General features: G+C 48.2%; 18 protein-coding genes. 14 read left to right on the forward strand and 4 right to left on the reverse strand.

Translation table 11 applies throughout. The features are described 5' to 3' along the window. Positions 1–4: 4 nt before the first annotated feature. From ACHZES_RS24535 to ACHZES_RS24575, 9 genes are all read left to right on the forward strand, one after another. Positions 5–937 (forward strand): type II secretion system F family protein, encoded by a 933-nt coding sequence (locus ACHZES_RS24535; protein ID WP_395547479.1) that lies wholly within the window; start codon positions 5–7, stop codon positions 935–937. A 14-nt stretch (positions 938–951) separates the two neighbouring features. Then, positions 952–1,629 (forward strand): secretion protein F, encoded by a 678-nt coding sequence (locus ACHZES_RS24540; RefSeq protein WP_395547478.1) that lies wholly within the window; start codon positions 952–954, stop codon positions 1,627–1,629. Positions 1,630–1,768: 139 nt separating this feature from the next. Continuing rightward, positions 1,769–2,170 (forward strand): DUF4320 family protein, encoded by a 402-nt coding sequence (locus ACHZES_RS24545; RefSeq protein ID WP_395547477.1) that lies wholly within the window; start codon positions 1,769–1,771, stop codon positions 2,168–2,170. 14 nt (positions 2,171–2,184) lie between these two features. After that, positions 2,185–2,721, forward strand: a complete 537-nt coding sequence (locus ACHZES_RS24550; RefSeq protein WP_395547476.1) for a hypothetical protein — start codon at positions 2,185–2,187, stop codon at positions 2,719–2,721. Positions 2,722–2,852: 131 nt separating this feature from the next. Continuing rightward, positions 2,853–3,392 (forward strand): DUF6550 family protein, encoded by a 540-nt coding sequence (locus ACHZES_RS24555; RefSeq protein WP_395547475.1) that lies wholly within the window; start codon positions 2,853–2,855, stop codon positions 3,390–3,392. Between the two features lie 70 nt (positions 3,393–3,462). Beyond that, positions 3,463–5,142, forward strand: a complete 1,680-nt coding sequence (locus tag ACHZES_RS24560) for a hypothetical protein (protein ID WP_395547474.1) — start codon at positions 3,463–3,465, stop codon at positions 5,140–5,142. Positions 5,143–5,150: 8 nt separating this feature from the next. After that, positions 5,151–5,792, forward strand: coding sequence for a hypothetical protein (locus ACHZES_RS24565; RefSeq protein ID WP_395547473.1), 642 nt, complete (start codon positions 5,151–5,153; stop codon positions 5,790–5,792). Beyond that, positions 5,793–6,488, forward strand: a complete 696-nt coding sequence (locus ACHZES_RS24570; protein ID WP_395547472.1) for a hypothetical protein — start codon at positions 5,793–5,795, stop codon at positions 6,486–6,488. After that, a complete protein-coding gene (locus tag ACHZES_RS24575; RefSeq protein WP_395547471.1) occupies positions 6,481–8,319 on the forward strand; it encodes a VirB4 family type IV secretion system protein in 1,839 nt (612 codons plus the stop codon). Before ACHZES_RS24570 ends, ACHZES_RS24575 begins: the two co-directional genes overlap by 8 nt. 26 nt (positions 8,320–8,345) lie before the next feature. Here ACHZES_RS24575 and ACHZES_RS24580 read toward each other — a convergent pair whose 3' ends face one another. Then, positions 8,346–8,546, reverse strand: coding sequence for a helix-turn-helix domain-containing protein (locus tag ACHZES_RS24580; RefSeq protein ID WP_395547470.1), 201 nt, complete (start codon positions 8,544–8,546; stop codon positions 8,346–8,348). 111 nt (positions 8,547–8,657) lie between these two features. Here ACHZES_RS24580 and ACHZES_RS24585 point away from each other — a divergent pair, with 111 nt between their 5' ends. The 4 genes from ACHZES_RS24585 to ACHZES_RS24600 all read left to right on the forward strand — a co-directional run bounded on the left by ACHZES_RS24585 (position 8,658) and on the right by ACHZES_RS24600 (position 11,669). Further along, entirely contained in the window at positions 8,658–8,927 is a 270-nt protein-coding gene (locus ACHZES_RS24585; RefSeq protein WP_395547469.1) for an AbrB/MazE/SpoVT family DNA-binding domain-containing protein, read from the forward strand. A 241-nt stretch (positions 8,928–9,168) separates the two neighbouring features. Next, the gene (locus ACHZES_RS24590) at positions 9,169–9,993 is read left to right on the forward strand and encodes a C39 family peptidase (RefSeq protein ID WP_395547468.1); all 825 of its coding nucleotides are present in this window, start codon (positions 9,169–9,171) and stop codon (positions 9,991–9,993) included. 14 nt (positions 9,994–10,007) lie between these two features. Beyond that, complete coding sequence (locus tag ACHZES_RS24595; RefSeq protein ID WP_395547467.1) at positions 10,008–11,012, forward strand: hypothetical protein; 1,005 nt, start codon at positions 10,008–10,010, stop codon at positions 11,010–11,012. Between the two features lie 24 nt (positions 11,013–11,036). Beyond that, positions 11,037–11,669: a helix-turn-helix domain-containing protein gene (locus ACHZES_RS24600; protein WP_395547466.1), complete on the forward strand. Its 633-nt coding sequence runs from the start codon at positions 11,037–11,039 to the stop codon at positions 11,667–11,669. A gap of 50 nt (positions 11,670–11,719) precedes the next feature. Here the strand turns inward: ACHZES_RS24600 and ACHZES_RS24605 are convergent, their stop codons facing one another. The 3 genes from ACHZES_RS24605 to ACHZES_RS24615 are packed head-to-tail and all read right to left on the reverse strand — an operon-like array spanning position 11,720 to position 14,052. After that, a complete protein-coding gene (locus ACHZES_RS24605) occupies positions 11,720–12,991 on the reverse strand; it encodes a sensor histidine kinase (RefSeq protein ID WP_395547465.1) in 1,272 nt (423 codons plus the stop codon). Between the two features lie 24 nt (positions 12,992–13,015). Continuing rightward, positions 13,016–13,741: a LytR/AlgR family response regulator transcription factor gene (locus ACHZES_RS24610; protein ID WP_395547464.1), complete on the reverse strand. Its 726-nt coding sequence runs from the start codon at positions 13,739–13,741 to the stop codon at positions 13,016–13,018. A 20-nt stretch (positions 13,742–13,761) separates the two neighbouring features. Then, positions 13,762–14,052 carry a helix-turn-helix domain-containing protein gene (locus ACHZES_RS24615; protein WP_395547463.1) on the reverse strand — a complete coding sequence of 97 codons (291 nt, stop codon included), beginning with the start codon at positions 14,050–14,052 and terminating at the stop codon, positions 13,762–13,764. A 299-nt stretch (positions 14,053–14,351) separates the two neighbouring features. On the opposite strand from ACHZES_RS24615, the gene ACHZES_RS24620 reads away from it, so the two are divergent. Continuing rightward, a complete protein-coding gene (locus ACHZES_RS24620; protein WP_395547462.1) occupies positions 14,352–16,451 on the forward strand; it encodes a hypothetical protein in 2,100 nt (699 codons plus the stop codon). Positions 16,452–16,612: the final 161 nt, after the last annotated feature.

The raw sequence follows: 16,612 nt of genomic DNA on the forward strand, positions 1-16,612 counted from the left end.
CACAGTGACAATACTTGTAACGATTGCGTTTTTACTGGCGGTAACGGGCAGCTTTATCCTGCTTTCGTTATCGCCCTTTTCTTTTTTGGAGGGGCTTGCGACTTATGTGAGGCCCCGAAACACCACACTCAAAAGCAGGATTGCCAAGAGCAGGAAGAATAAGCAGCCCAAAGGACTGAAACTGCTTTTTATTGAAACCAAGGAGATTTTGCGTATCACCGGAAAAAGCGGGCAATTTACGGCACTCTGTATTTTGTCCATGTTTCTGTTTGTGGTGGGGGCTATGATTGCCATCACCATGAAAAACAGCTTTCTTGTGCCGGTACTGGCGGTGGGGTTTGCGCTCTTGCCGTTCTACTTCGTGAAGCTGACCGCAGGCAGGCATAAGAAGCAAATCAATACCGAACTGGAAACGGCGCTGTCCATCATTACTACCAGCTACCTTCGGGGTAAAAACACGATTATCCGTGCCATTGAGGAAAACCAGCCGTACCTAAATCCCCCGGTGGCCGAGGTGTTCCGAAACTTTCTCTTGCAGGCAAAGCTCATCAATTCCAATACCAAGGAAGCCTTAGAGGGATTGAAAGCAGGAATTGACAACAGCGTTTTCCATGAATGGGTGGATGCGGTGATAGCGTGTCAGGATGATTACAACTTGAAAAACATTCTGCCGCCCATTGTTGCCAAGCTGTCGGATATGCGTGTGGTATCGGCTGAATTGGATTTGCTTTTGTTTGAGCCGGTCAAGGAGTATATCACGATGGTGGTACTCCTTTTAGGCAGCATTCCACTGATGTATTTTCTCAATCAGGAATGGTATCAGACCTTGATGTTTACGGACTTTGGGAAGATACTGCTGGCAATCTGCGCCGGAATGATTTTTGTATCAGTGGCGGCCGTTGCGAAACACACACGCCCCATTGAATACAAGCGATAAGGAGGCGCTGTACAATGCACAGTATGATTTTAATTTTCTTCGCCCTGTTTCTGACAGCAGGGCTTTATCTTATTATGGCGGAGCTTCTCAGCGTACCGACCTATAAGGCGACCAAGGCGATTCTCGGCATGGGCAAAAAGACAAAAAAACAGGCACGGGATTCCGACGCCTTTATTATGGAACTGGCGGTAAAACTGTCAAAAGTCCTGCCTATGGACGAACATAAAAAACGCAAGCTGACTGCCATTCTCAAATCCGCTGAGATCCCTATGACTGCCGAGGCATATGCGGCACAGGCAATCGTAAAGGCAGGACTGATTTTTTTAGGTGTTGTTCCATGTCTGCTGTTTCTGCCAATCCTGTCGCCAGTGTTCGTGATTATTGGGATTGCCGTGTACTTTACGGAAAGCACCAAGGCGGAAAAGCTCATTACCGCAAGGCGGCAGGACATTGAATACGAGTTGCCCCGCTTTGTGTCTACGCTGGTGCAGGAGCTGAAAGCAAGCCGTGATGTGCTTTCCATTTTGGAGCATTATCAGAAGAACGCAGGAAAAGCCATGAAAAACGAACTTGCCATCACAACCTCGGATATGCGTACCGGCAATTATGAGGGAGCATTGACCCGGTTTGAGGCCAGAGTGTCCAGTGCCAGCTCTCCCATGATCTCAAGCAACTGGAATTGCAGAGGCTGAAACGGCTGGCTATGGAACGCCCGCCCAAAATCCGAAAGTTTTCTTTCCTGCTCCTTGGCTGTATGCTGCTCCTATATATGGGGGTCATGGGGTATCAAATCCTCGGCGCCATGTCGGGAATGTTTTAGGGGGTGCGGCTATGCTTAGAAAAGTATTGAAATCAAAACGAGGTGAGGGATATCTGGATGTGGCTGTCGGCATTCTCTGCCTGCTACTGGTGGTGTCCTTTGCCGTTTCCCTGTTCCCGGTCTTTACCACAAAGCAGCAGCTTGATATTTTCGCCGCGGAGATTGTGCGTGAAGCGGAAATCAAGGGAAGCACCAGCGTGGAATCCCGTATTTCCGATATGCGGGATCAGACCGGCCTTGACCCGAACATCCGCTGGGATTGTGACTATTACAGCGGACGAAAGGTACAGCTTAACGGAGATATTGAGGTGGTTCTGACCGATACGGTGGACATTGGCTTTTTCATATTTGGTCCGTTCCCCATTGAGCTTCAGGCCAAGGCAACCGGAAAATCCGAAGTCTATTACAAGTAAAGGGGGCGGAGTTTATGCGACTAAAAAAAATCATAAAAGATAAAAAGGGCGGTTCAACGCCCCTGACGGTTGCCCTAATTTTAGGGCTGCTGCTTCTGATCTGTGCCATCTCGGAGTTTTTCAGGCTGGGGATCATCGTGCAGGGTGTCCGTGACGGACTCCAGCAGGCGGTTATCACCGTAGTCACCACCAATTATGACGAAGCCTACAACGGACTGCGTGAGGGGTATTCCGGCGGTTATATCCTGTCCGGCGATAGCTGGCAGGAGAACCTTGACTACGATGATGTGTATTACCGCCTTAACAATCTGCTTGGCACGGATGAGCAGGACGGCTACCACATCAAGCGGCAGGCCGAAGGCTACGAATACCGCCTGTCAGGGCTTTCCGTGGAATTGTCCAACGCACCCCTGACACCGGGGAACGCCGCCAACAATCTGGAAGCGGACGCCCGCATTACCATCGAAATTCCTCTGTCCTTTGGCTGGGAGAAGCTCCCGCCGCTACAGATGGAATTGCGTACACGGTCAGCCTATATGCCCAAATTCTAAAATGACGGTTTCTGCCCCCTGAAATGTCTGGACGCGCAGGAAGATTCAGGATATAATGAAGTTGGGTAAAAACAGCGATATGGGTAAATAGGGCTGAAACATTCATAACAGTATGAAAGTGAGGCCATCATATGAAAAAGAGTTATACAGCGAAGAAAAAAGCGGTTATTACCGCATTGTCCCTTGTGGCAATCTGCCTTGCAGGAGGACTTTTCTATTATATCAGTAATATGGGCGGTCAGCCGCCACAGGCTCCTGTAGAGAGTACACCCCCTGCCGAGGTTGAGGTTTTTGTGCCGGAGATTAAGCCGGAAACAACGCCAGAGGTCAAACAGGATGGTAACACATCTGAGGTCACGCCGTCAGAAACACCGGAACAGCCTGCGCCGCCTGCCAGCAATGAACCGCAGGGACAGGTAAGCAAGCCGTCTGATGGAAAACCGAAGTCGCCGGCAGAGGCCGTTCCTCCCTCCAGTCCCCCGCCAGCCGAGTCGGGAAACAATTCTGCTCCCAAGACTGAACCAAAGCAGGAGCAGCCGCAGGGCGGAGAAAAGCGTTCAGATGGCGCAATCTATGTTCCGGGATTTGGGTGGGTTGAAGATAGCGGAGAAGAAAACGAAACAAAAACTGCCCCCAACGCTGGAACCGGCGATCCGGTTGGCGATATGTAAAATGGAATAACCTATTCAGAGGGATACAGCGATTGACGGCTGTATCCCTTTTTACTTTGGAGGTGGAAACTTGAAACGATTGATTTGTGCATTGCTTTTACTGGCAATGCTTTTTTCTTTATCCGTTCCTGTCTTTGCCGCTGACCCCAACATTGACGGAGGTGGCGGTGACATGGGACAGGGAACCGGGCAAAACTCATGGACGCCGGGGCGTGATGGTGTACGCATCACGATTATTCGTGACAGCGACAACACACCAGTATCAACGCCAATTGATTTGTCGAATGACTCAAATGGAGATATAGCTATTCATTTTCAATATCAAAGCAAAATCAGCTATAAAAATGGTTCTACACTGTCACCAAAGCAAAACGGCTACACATCTTTTAAGCCAGCAAACGCCATGCCCCGCATTATCAGCTCAAACGGCTCCAGCAACATTACAGCCATCCGAAACTATTTTTGTCGTGCAGGAACCATTCGGGACATAGCGAATGCCGCAGGCTTTGACTATGACACCCTGATCGGTGGGGAGTACAAAATTCTTTTGGAGCCGATAGCGTATTTTAAGTACAACAGCGTTATGTTTGCCATGACTGCTACCGAAGCGGCTCTTTACAACAAACAGGTGGGAAACGGTCTGCGGAGCAAGATGGTATCCCTATCTCACAAAAATTTGCCGCTGTCCATGTTCCTTGAAACACCGGATTTGGGCTTCCCTGCATGGGGTGGGTCTACCACACAGGCGCAGAATGATGAAACCATTATTGCAAACTTGGGGCTGGGCATTATCCGCTTTTCCGAGCCTGACCCTGAGCCGCCAAGGGAAAGCAATGTGATTTACCGCTGTGATACCGAGGTGATCACGGCTGTTACGCTTTCGACCGGTTCACAAAAAACGCCGGATAATCCCGCATACGCACGGTTTTCCATCAACGGAAGCACCTATTCCCATAACAGTATCTATATCCCTGACGGCGGTTCACAGCTTGCGTGGGTAAAATGGCGTACCCCAAAGGAGCCGGGATATGTTACGATTACCGTTTCCAGTAACTGCTCTGTGAGCAGCAGCGAGATTGTGGCACAGATTGTAGACCTCGATAAGAATCCTCCGCCCGATCCGCAGGCCAATGACCGCAATGACGGGTTTTCTATCCCATCCAAGCCTAACAAGCCGAACGTGACTTCCCTGACATGGGGAGAATGGGACTGCTGGTGGCATGAGTATTGGGTATGGCACAGCGGTGGCGAGGATGAGGATGGTTGGTGGGAAGATGAGGGATGGTGGGAATACGCCTGGCTCTCTTATTCGGCCAGCCTGACCGCAGAGATGCAGACCAAGCCGGATGCAAAATCGCCTACGGCTTCCGGTAAGACAATGAAAAGCGGCTATGGGCTGAACGCCAATGTGTCGGCACAGATCCGTTCCTCCGCACCCAGCAGCCACATCACTGGTGCGCAGAACGTGGTGGCATACTTCCCTGAGTTTAACTATACGGCTTATTGGAGGTTGCTCAAACGGCTGAATACCGGATATTCCAGTACCTTTGAATTTCAGAAAAACAAGTACAGCACCTATGGCCGCCCCTGTCACTTTTCTCCGGTTTGGTTCCCTGACGGACGATACACGACCTATGCGGAGTGTATCGACGCATGGACACCGGCCGGAATGCTGCAAATCAACCTGACGGATGACTTGACCATTCGAGATTCACTTTTCAGTGATTGGCATATTCGTCCGATAAAGTGAGGTGGCGTATGGGAAACCGAGCAATTTACATCATTCGAGAAAATGGTGAGAATAACTACTTTTCGGCTCACTATGGGGCTAATGCCTTATCCCCGCTATTGCGTATGCTTCAGGCGCAGGAGCTTCAAAAGACATTTTCTCCGCCACAGCCCATACACCGGGTTTTTGAACATTTGGACTATGCTGGACAATATCAGAATCCCCGGCTGGATGATGCGGATATGTTCTGCCAAAGGATTGCTCCCACAGAAATATCCGAATACAATAAGTCTTATGCGGAGCGCAGCGAACTTGAAATGCGTATGGTATTCGACCTCGATCAGAATTGCTTTATGATGGAATACAATCCAAACTGCCCATGGTATCACACCATGGGCAGTTTTTCCATCGACCTTGATGTGGGGCTTGATAATGTGCGAAAGCTCCTTGCCCATGCGGAAGAACGAGGAATTGTGGATTTTAGCAGAATGCTTACTATCTATCAGCGCAGTACCGGCCTTGAGGAAAAGCTGGAGTCTGCCCGTGGAGATATGAGGCTGACGGAATACCTAAATTTACCGCAGGCACAGCAGGATAGAGAACGCTACCGACGGCTGCTCGATCAGGAGGCTTTTGACGAGGAAGCCGCCGAAGAAATGGAGGAACGATAAATGGAGGGACTTTTATTCCCGATTATTATGCTGACCGTCACCCTTGTGGGTGGCGGTCTTTTGCTTTTGTTCTTGAAAACGGCGAAGAAACGGCCGGTGTCAGACGAAACAGCAATCGCCATTCAGACTGCACAGCAGTTTATCAACGTGCGGGATGTAAAAGACAAATACCTATACACCAAGGATGGCTTGGTATTGGTTTATCTGCGTGTCCATGCAATCAGCATTGATTTATACAGCAAAGCCGAAAAAAACAACCTAATCAAGCAGATTACCGCCGAGCTATCAGACATTCAGTACCCGTTCAAGTTTATGGCGGTGAGCCGCCCTGTAGATATTTCACCTTTGATTTCCGATATGCAGGGAATGTTAAAGACCGCCGATGATAAGCGAAAAGAGCTTTTGCGGCAGGAAATTTTGCAGATGAGTAGTTTTGCCCTGTCCGGCGAAATTGTAGAACGCCAGTTTTATATTTCTGTTTGGGATCGCTATGAGGACGGCGTGGAAAAGGATTTACTCAAACGGGCATCCCTGCTGGCGGAGAAGTTTACCACCAATGGAGTCGGCTGCGACATACTGACGGAAAAGGAAATCGTGCGGCTTTTGAACCTTGTCAACAACCCCTCCTACACCCATTTAGAGGATACAGACTTTGAGGCCGGTATGCCCATGTTAAAGGAGGACATCTATGCCTAAAAAACAAATAGTACAAGAAAGAGATATTACAAATGCCGCCCTGCTCAATGTGATTACCCCTGTGGGGCTGGAGTTTACTAAGAACAGCCTTTCTGTGGGGGAAAATCTCGGTAAGATTTACGGCCTGATTCGTTATCCGCAAAAAGTGGAAACGGAGTGGCTTTCTAAAATAACCAATATCCCATCAACCATTGTATCCATTGGCTTTAAGCCGGTGGACAATGCCACCCTCATCAACGCCATTTCCCGAAGCGTGGTGCAACAGCGAGGACTTGCGGAAGGTGCCAAAGACCCCCTATCTCGTCAGCGTGCAGAAAAAGCCGCCGAGGACGGCGAAAAAATCATCATGCAGATTGACCGTGAGGGGGAAACCGTGGGGCTGATGAGCGTATCCGTCATGCCCATTTCAAAGGACGAACGCACCTTCAAAAAGGTATGCCGCCGTGCGGAGAGTATCATCAGCGTTCTCAAATGCAAAATGCGGGTCATCCCCAATCTGCAAAAGGAGTGCTTTCAGCACCTTTCCCCGTCTTTTCCCACCAATGGGAAGATTGAAAGCATCCTGCAAAAAATTGTGCCGCTGTCCACCTTTGTGGGCGGCTTTCCTTTTGCCAGCTCCGGTTTTAATGATGGAGAGGGTTACTACCTTGCACTGGACTCCAGCGGCAGCCTTGTTATTGTGGACATTTGGCGGCGCGGCAGCGATAGGACAAACAGCAACTTTGTCATTATGGGTAATTCCGGAGTAGGAAAAAGCACCGCTATCAAGCATATTATCATGTCCGAGTACATGAAAGGCACTAAAATCATTGTAATCGACCCGGAAAGTGAATACAAAGACCTCTGCTATAATCTTGGATGCGGCGGTGATTGGGTCAATGCTGTGGGCGGCGCCGGTGGCCGTTTCAATCCCCTTCAGGTCCGTCCGTCCCCCCGTGATGATGAACAGGAAAATGAGGCCGACCGACTGTATCGTGATGAAGGTTATGGTATGAATGACCTGGCTCTCCACATGAAGAACCTTGAAATTTTCTTCAGCCTTTACATTCCGTCACTGACCGATATGCAAAAGGCGGTTCTCAAAAAGAGCCTTGTGGAGTTGTACCGGAATTTCAATATCACATGGGACACCGATGTGGCGGTACTTTCGCCGGAGGACTTTCCCATCTTTTCCGACCTTTATAAGCTGGTAAAGGAAAAAGCAGATACCGAACAGGACAGGCAGGCTTATGCCGACCTCTCCCTGCTGCTCTATGACATTGCCGAAGGCTCAGACAGCTTTATTTGGAACGGCCACACTACCATTAAAAGCGAAAGCCGGTTCGTTTGTTTGGACACCAATGCCCTCCAAGGAACCAGTGATAACATCAAGCGAACACAGTATTTTAACCTCTTGACCTACTGCTGGGAGCAGATGAGCCGAAACAGGGATGAACGGGTACTTTTAATTTGCGATGAGGCTTATTTGATGATTGACCAAAAAGTGCCGCAATCCCTTGTGTATCTCCGAAACGCCATGAAGCGTGCCAGAAAGTATGAAGCAGCCTTGGCTATTATCTCCCACAGCGTTATTGACTTCCTCTCTGAGAGCATCAGGCAGTATGGGCAGGCGCTCCTTGATATTCCTTGCTACAAGCTCCTGATGGGAACAGACGGTCCCAATCTAAAGGAAACAGCCAAGCTCTACGACCTCACCGAAGCCGAACAGGAGCTGTTATTGGCTCGGAAGCGTGGACACGCCCTCTTTATGGTAGGAGCGAAGCGCCTGCACATTAACTTTGAGATTCCGGATTATAAGATGATGTATATGGGTAAGGCGGGTGGCAGATAAACACCAAAACGCAATGACCACTTTGCTCAGTCTTCTATATATTCTGCAATATCTTCTAAGCGGCAGTTTAATATTTTGCAGAGATCCTCGATCGTTCGCATACTCAAATATTTATTATTCTTCATTCGTGTTAAGGTATTGGGGCTAATATTGTGTTTTTCCCGCAACATATAGGTCGTAATGCCTTTTCGTTTAAGAGTTTCCCAAAACGGTGCATAGCTAATCATAAAATCACCTCTTGATTTTATGATAGGAGATGAATTATAATTAGTACATGTATGATAGATAGTACATGTACTATATTTTGAACACATACAATGCAGAAAGAAGGTCTTACTATGACAAGAAAAGTGGATGAGTTAGGGCGTATTGTTCTCCCCATTGAATATAGGCAAACGCTCAATATCTCAGAAAAGGATGAGTTGGAAATCACTTTGGATTTTGATAAGATCACCATTAGAAAACCAGTTATGGGTTGCCACTTTTGTCAATCCGCAGCAGCACTCGTTCAGATCGGGAGGGAATATGTATGCAGAGAGTGCATACAGAGATTGCAGAATGCCAAGGAGGGAGAAGTCCTTTTTCCGGTAAAGATAGAATCTGTATAATAAGAGGGCAATGACATGAGCAGTACACGCTACAGGCAGATTAAGGACAGGCAATGCCTGCGTGGGAGCCGAAACTTTAATAAGTAAGTAGTACGCTATCCCTCCTTGTTGATATGGTACTGTGCTCATGTATTGTAAGGGGTTCCTCATTCTTTCTAAGTATGAGGAACCCTTTTGAATGTAAATTACTTTAAGAGCCGGACGCTGGTTGCGTCCGGTTTTTGTTAGGAGGCGATTAGATTTGGCCATTGATCCATTGACCGCAAAAATATTGACACAGATAGCGGCTCAGGCCGCAACCGATGAGCAGGCACGGAAGCGCCTGCTCATCATTATTTTGACCCCGACAGTTACCTTTTTAATGCTCATTGCCTTAATCCTCTACCTGATTACCAGTCCATTTTCCGTATTGGCGCAGTGGCTGATCGGTGATGAATTGTCGGTGGTGGAGGATTTTCAAAAGGAGTATGGCTACAATCAGACGTTGGGTATTCACGAACAGGATTATATGGATGGCATCGGGCAGTCCTACGAAGGAATTGTGTTTACAGACGGCGGCATGGAGGTTGTTTATTACAACCAGCTTGATGAACGCTGGACAAATGTTATGTACGGCCAATCAAGTACCATTGGCGAGGCGGGCTGTGGCCCTACCTCTATGTCCATTGTGATTTCCACCTTGACCGGGACGGCACATGACCCGATTGAGTTGTCAAACTGGTCCGTAGCAAACGGACACCGCTGCGAAGGTAACGGCTCCTATCACAGCCTGATACCAGCCGCCGCCGGGGGTTACGGATTATCTTGCGAGGGGGGTCTGTCCGCACAGGACATCGTGGATGCCCTTTCGTCCGGCAAACTGGTGGTTGCCATTATGAGCAAGGGGCATTTTACGAACAGCGGACACTTTATCGTCCTCCGGGGTGTTACCAGCGAGGGGAAAATCCTTGTGGCTGACCCTGCCAGCCACAAACGCAGCCAACAGGAGTGGGATCTGTCACTGATAATAAACGAGGCTCGGAAAGGCGCCGCCGCAGGAGGCCCGTTTTGGGCGATTGGAAACTGACCAGGAGGCTAAACATGATTTTATATCTTTCATCTACGCAGCACACCAATCTGCTGGATTTTACCGGCTGGTACAATGCCGACAGCGAAATGCCCATCAAGAAAATGGCGGGCAATTTTGTCCTGAAGCAATTTATTGTCTATGATATGCGAAACTTTTCTCATGTAACAGAAGTTGTTCTGGATCGCATTGCCTTTGGAGATGATGATGAAGAATTTGCAGGGGCTATCGAAGAATTTCTGACTATGTATAACCCCCGCATTACTGTAATCTGCGAGGGACTTTTGGAGGATAGTCCTCTATTCCGTTCTCTGCTGGAAAGCGGTGTGGGCAATATCGTCTGCTCTACTGATATTGCGGAAATCCAGCGTGAGATTTTGGAGTGCCTGAGTGAACAGGGCATGGTGCGTTATGCTGCCAAGGAACGCACGAAAAAAACAGGCGGCAGGAGAACCTATCGTTTTGACTGCGAGAATATCCATGTCACCGTGATTTCTTCACAGTCGAGAATGGGAGCAACTACAACAGCACTCGGCCTTTGCGCATGGCTGGCGGCTGTGGGGGCTTCTGTCTGCTATGTGGAGGAAAATGAAAGCAATATCTTAACCACCATGGCGGCCGCCTACGAAATGGAACCGATGGGAGAGGGTTGGCGAATGGATGGAGTCCAATACGGAACAAAGCCACCGGCAGAACCGGTGAATTTTATTATCCATGATTTGGGCTGTCAGCCAGTTCTAAATGAAAAGGTGTATGATGCGGGTCTGCTGGTTATTGTGTGCGGCACAAAGACCTATGAGCTGCCCAACTCTGTGCGGCTGTTGAAACGATTGGATACCGTAGATGCCTATATACTCTGCCCATTTACCCATGAGGCGGTCAGAAGTGACTATGCAGCAATTCTGCAAAGCAATTTTCATAAGGTGCTGTTTTTGGACTACCAGCCTGAACCTACGGACGGTATGAGCAATTCCAAACAGTACAAAACGATGATGACAAAATATATCGCCGGGGCATAACGCCCCGGCGTAAGGAGGATTTCGATGATGACCAAGCAAGCGGAGCTGAAACAACAAGCGTATGCCAGCGATTTGAAAAGCCGTGCGCTTTCTGTATTGATTTACCTGATCGACCGATCCAACAAAGATTTGACCTGTTTTCCGGCTATTCCTACAATGGCCGAGCAGCTTCATATATCTGTATCTACGGTAAAGCGTGCCCTAAAGGAGCTGACTGACGCAGGCTACATCCAAAAGGAAGCACGTTTCCGTGAAAAAAACCGTGGGCAAAGCTCTAACCTGTATATCCTGCTTTTTGTAGAGCAGATGCCCACGCCCGACAACGATAATACCCTCGCATATGAGGATTACATAGCGCCTGTAACTCCAGAATCAGGGATAGGCGATAATAAGACCGCAGTGGTTCACATCACCTTTGATACCTTGAAAGGTGAAAAGCAGGAGAAACAAACAGCGGAAGTGGCAAGAAACGAGTTTGCCCCAGTCGCACGCTCGACAACGAAAAAGACCCCCATTCCCATTCATCTTGATACATTCGGAACGCTACCTCTCCGTTATTTATCGGAAAGAATGAGAGAAGTAGCAGGGAAATCTCGACCCTGCTTTTCATCTGATTTTCCGTGGACGGGGGCGGGGGTCATTTTGCAGCCCCCTTGAACTACTCAAGTGAACTGGTATAAATAGCGAAAAATAAGTCAATTAAGAGATTATGCAGTTGCCTGAAATATAAACCAGCCATCCTTAACCGAAAACTGAAATACGCCGCCATGCTTTTCCACGATATGAGCCATGCTTTTAATCCCAAAGCCATGCCCCTGTTCTTTTGATGCAGGAAGCCCTTGCCTGAATACTGGCTCTGCCTGATAACGGTTGCGAATGTCAATGCACAGCTTGTTATTCTTGGAATACACTCGCAGCGTAATAGAGCGTTTATTACTATCCTGTATAGTTTCTGTGGCTTGTATGGCATTTTCCAAAGCGTTTGACAAGAGCGAGCAAAGCTCAGTATCGCTAAAGGGAAGCAAATCAGGCAGTTTTGCATCCACCGTCAGCATGATTGACCCTTGTTTCGCTTTCGTAGCGAAAGCGGACAAAATCAGGTTGACGGTTTCGTTTTCGCAAAAGCGTGTGGGCGTGATGGCATCCATGTCGGACTGGGCAGTTCGTAGGTACTCTTTAATCCCCTCTATGTGTTCCTTGGAGGCCAGTCCCTGTAAAAGCGCAAAATGGTGGCGCATATCATGCCGATAGGATGCGGCGTTCTGCTGTAACTGCCGCAGAGAAGCAAACTCTGTCTGCGCCAGCCGGAACTGCGCATCCAACATATCCTTTTCTCTTTGAAGGCTTGCCTGTTTTTGTGTCTCAGCGTAGTAAAGGATAACAAACACAAAATAGAAAACAGAGATTGTTGAGGGCATGAACTGTACCGCCCATTCGGTGCCGCTGTAAAGCACATTGGTGTAGATGGCGGTGGTGTAGTCGAACAGATAGTAAAAAAGCGGCACCCCGCCTAAAAATAAGCAGGATTTAGTGGACACCTCCATAAGATGCCGGACGGAAGCCGCCACATACTTTTTCAGGAAATAGTAGAACAGAACTATCGCCCCAACATAAAAAACGTGGTCCGCAAGTCTGCTGTCTAAAGCGGCACCTGCAAGGAAACCGAACCAGCGTGGTGCTTGACAGCAAAGATAACCGGAAAGCACGCTGACGGCGGAGATGAGCCACGGACGTTTATAGTATAAAGAGAATATCACGATCAGCGGCAGATGGATAATCAGCGGATATAGCTTTGATGTCATATCCAAGCCCAAAAGCCACCAACTGGCGGTTTGAACGAAAAGGAAAATGACACAGAGCAAACCGGTAGTGAACCTGTTTTTCTTTGTGGGTTCTATTCCCCCAAAGAGAACAGTCACCGTGATGCCAAAAACCAGAGAAACCCCAAACCGTAAGAGTCCTATCACTGTTACTGCCATTGAAAAGCACCTCCCTCCATTTTCTTATTCCCCTTCCATTTGATAATTCAGATATTGCTGCTTAATCTCCTTTGCCTTGCTCTGTGCAATCGGGACAGCGGAAAGGGTCTGTAAGATTATCTGATGGTTTTCAATGGTATCCACATACTGCATATTCACAAGATAGGAGCGGTGGGGTTTGATAAAGCACCCATAGTTCAGAAGATTGTCGCAGACAGCGGAAAAAGGCTCCGTACATTCGATGACCTTGCCGGAGCGTAGGTGATACAGCACGTTTCTGCCGATGACCTCGGCAAAAGCCAAATTGGAAATCAGTATTTTTTGAATACCGTCATTGCTCTTTACGATGACCGCATCCTCTTCTTCTTTCGCTTTGATTTGCTCCAGCAACTCATCAAAGGTGAAGAACAGTTTTTCTTTTGAGATTGGTTTGAGTACATAGTTGATCGCCTTCACTGAGTAGCTTTCCAAGGCAAACTCAGGCGATGAGGTAAAGAATAAAATCGGCGCGGTTTTGTCAAAGGCGCGGATTTCCTTTGCCACCTCAATGCCGGTAAAGCCCGGCATCATAATATCCAGACAGTATATATCAAACCGCTTTCCTTTTTCCAAGGCCGAAATCAGTTCAAATCCGTTTGGAAAGACGGCGTGTTCACAGTTTAGATTTCTTGATGTTCGGTACAGGTCTATCAGCTGTACCATATTGGATAGCTCCTCAATATTGTCGTCACAGACCGCAATTTGCAGCATAAGCACCCCTCCATGTTCTATTAGACTTCTTCGGAAACTCTCCCAGGCTCTCCCTCCTGCAAATTGGGTCGTTGCCGATTAACGGGTTCAGATTTTATAACGGAATTTTCGTCAGGAACATACTCCATGATGTCGCCGAAGTCGCAGTCCAAAACACTGCAAATCCGAACCAAAATATCAACGTATATGTTTTCATCCTTCGATATTTTCAGAAGCGAACCGCTGCTGATGCCCGCCGCCTTGCATAGCTCGCCTTTTCTTATTTTTCTGTCAATCATCAGTTTGAATAATTTGTTATAGCTGACACCCATAACACGCCTCACGTCCTTCTAAAAGTCGAAAATCGTTTATACAAGTAATAGATTACAGTATATCATCAAATTATGGCAAATACAAGATAAAATTTGTGCGTACTCGTCGATTTTCGCGCGATATTGTGCTTATACACATCGAAAAGCAAAAAAGACAGGAGCCTGATTTTCTCCAAAATCATGTTTCATGTCGAAAAAATCATGTTTCATGCAGCGGACAGTTTTGCAGAGAGATTTCTGATAAATTGAACGTGGAGAAATAAACGTTATTTCGTTCAATATGAATAGGAGGAAAAATTATGAAAAAACGCTTTATGAGCATCCTGCTCACACTGTGTATAGCACTGACCATGCTGCCGACGACGGCAAGCGCAGCTTGTCCGTTCGATGCACTGACCGGCAGATACGAAATCGTTTCAAGCAAAGGGTTTTCCGGTATCCCCGCAGATACCTTTACTGTTGGTGAAAGGTTCGAAAACATCAGGGCTACAATTGGGTACTTCTACAGCGGTGCAAACGAAGCTCACTTCGGGCACAACCCTAAATGGTGGCTAAACGGTATGCCACTGCAAGAAGGGTACATATTTACCCAGGTAGGCCATTTCACCTTGACCTTACAATGTGAAATGTCGGATTCGGAATACAACAGATGGACAAAAGCTGGGATTAAAATTCCATCCAAAACCGCCGTTGCTTCTATGCGAGTTGAGGTGCAGCCGGATGTTGACTGGGGAAGAAGCAATAATGAACTCACACTTAAATCGTCGATGTCTAAGACGACCTACCGCCAAGGCGCGGACGAGTTTGACCCGACATCCATTCTAGTAAGTGTCCTTGCCTACACGAATCATAATGAATCCCAATTTGATTTAGACTGGGACGACCTGATCTACTACGCCGGGGCTCGCGGTATGAAGTATAAAGAGCACGGCATACAAATCACGAAGGGCTATCGCTTCTGGTCACCCGGAGAGAAAGACCTGTGGGTAGTCGTTGGGAATAAGTCATTCATCATTCCGTTTACGGTTACGCCGTTTGTTTCTTCCGTTGAAGTGACGGACGAACCTGATGCGGGCAGTTCTACCTTCAGCAAAGGCGACTACTCCGTTAAGGCTACCTATACGGACGGAGCTTCAGGGGTGCTCGGCGGCGACTCGCTCCACATTACAGTCAAAGGTAATAGTATGTATCCGGGCAGCGAATATGAAGTCCCTTCCGGCACTTCCACTGTTAAACTAAACATGGGTGATTTTACCGTCGAACGTAAAGTGACCTCTCCACCGTCGATGTATAAGGTCGGTACGAACCCGGTCTACAGGTCAAGCCCGGACGGCACCGTTATTGGGACATTTCCAGCGGATACTGTTCTGGAAGTGACCGAGATAAACGGTGATTGGGCGACGGTAAAGTATGAGGGCAAAACGTATTATATGTGGGCATCCAGACTGACCAAGGTGACGACATCATCGACGTCAACACCCTCAAACGCCAACGCCACCGTGATTGAATCCGGCGAATACTATATGAAAATCGGTGACAGATGGGTATACCCTGATAACGGATATAATTACTGGCTGATTCTATCAGATAAAAAGCCTGATAAACCATTTAAGGTTACACTCGTAGGCGAAGATAAAGACCGCGGACCTGAATATACAATTGAGTATTGGGACCGTTATGTGGTCTGTAGTAATAATTGTGCAGCGGATTTGCAATTGCATGCGGATATTAACAAGCTAACGTATAGAATCAACACCTATGCAAAATCCGGCTTCAGCACAATAAGGCCTTATGAAAACCAAAGTTACCTTGCAATAGGCACAGGGGGTGGAGTATTCGCCAGATACTCGAAGGGCGCCGCTCCCGACTTAGCCAAAATCGTCTTCATAAAGGCTGATACACTTACCGACACACCGTCCTCCACACCGCAACCCGTAGCCCCCACCAATACCGTCACCGCTGCCCCGAGCAAGACGAGCTTTGTCATGAGCGGCAAGCCCGTATCCGTGGCGGCGGCGTACACCATAAACAGCACCAATTACTTGCAGCTTCGCGCAATCGCTGCCATGTTAAACGGCACTGCCGCACAGTTTGACGTGGGCTGGGACGGCCAATATGCCGTGATTGAACCAGGCAAGGCCTACAGTGGCGCGGTGACCGAAACCAAGCTCCAAAATACAACGAATGTCAGGCAGAGCGGAACGAAGTTCAAGCTGGGTGATGAAGTTTTTACATTCTCCGACGCCCGACTGATTGACGGAGACACCAACTACCTCCAACTGCGCGAGTTTGCACAAAAGCTCTCCGGCACAGCATCGCAGTTCAACGTGTACTGGGACGGTGCAGCAGGTCAGGCAGTGATTCAGCCCGGCGTTGCCTATACCGGGTCGGCATCGTAGCCAGCATAAGAACCGCTCACGGAAAACTCCGTGGGCGGTTCAGACTGTAGACAAAGGAAAACCGGCATAAAGATAACCGAAAAACCTTAGGTTTTGTCCCCGGTAATCCAATTGTTTTTGGGAGGATTCACTCCGACCAAAAATTTTCCCTGTGGAAGCGA

The sequence above is a fragment of the Lacrimispora sanguinis genome (assembly GCF_044987295.1).
In the GTDB taxonomy this organism is placed as follows: domain Bacteria; phylum Bacillota; class Clostridia; order Lachnospirales; family Lachnospiraceae; genus Lacrimispora; species Lacrimispora celerecrescens_B.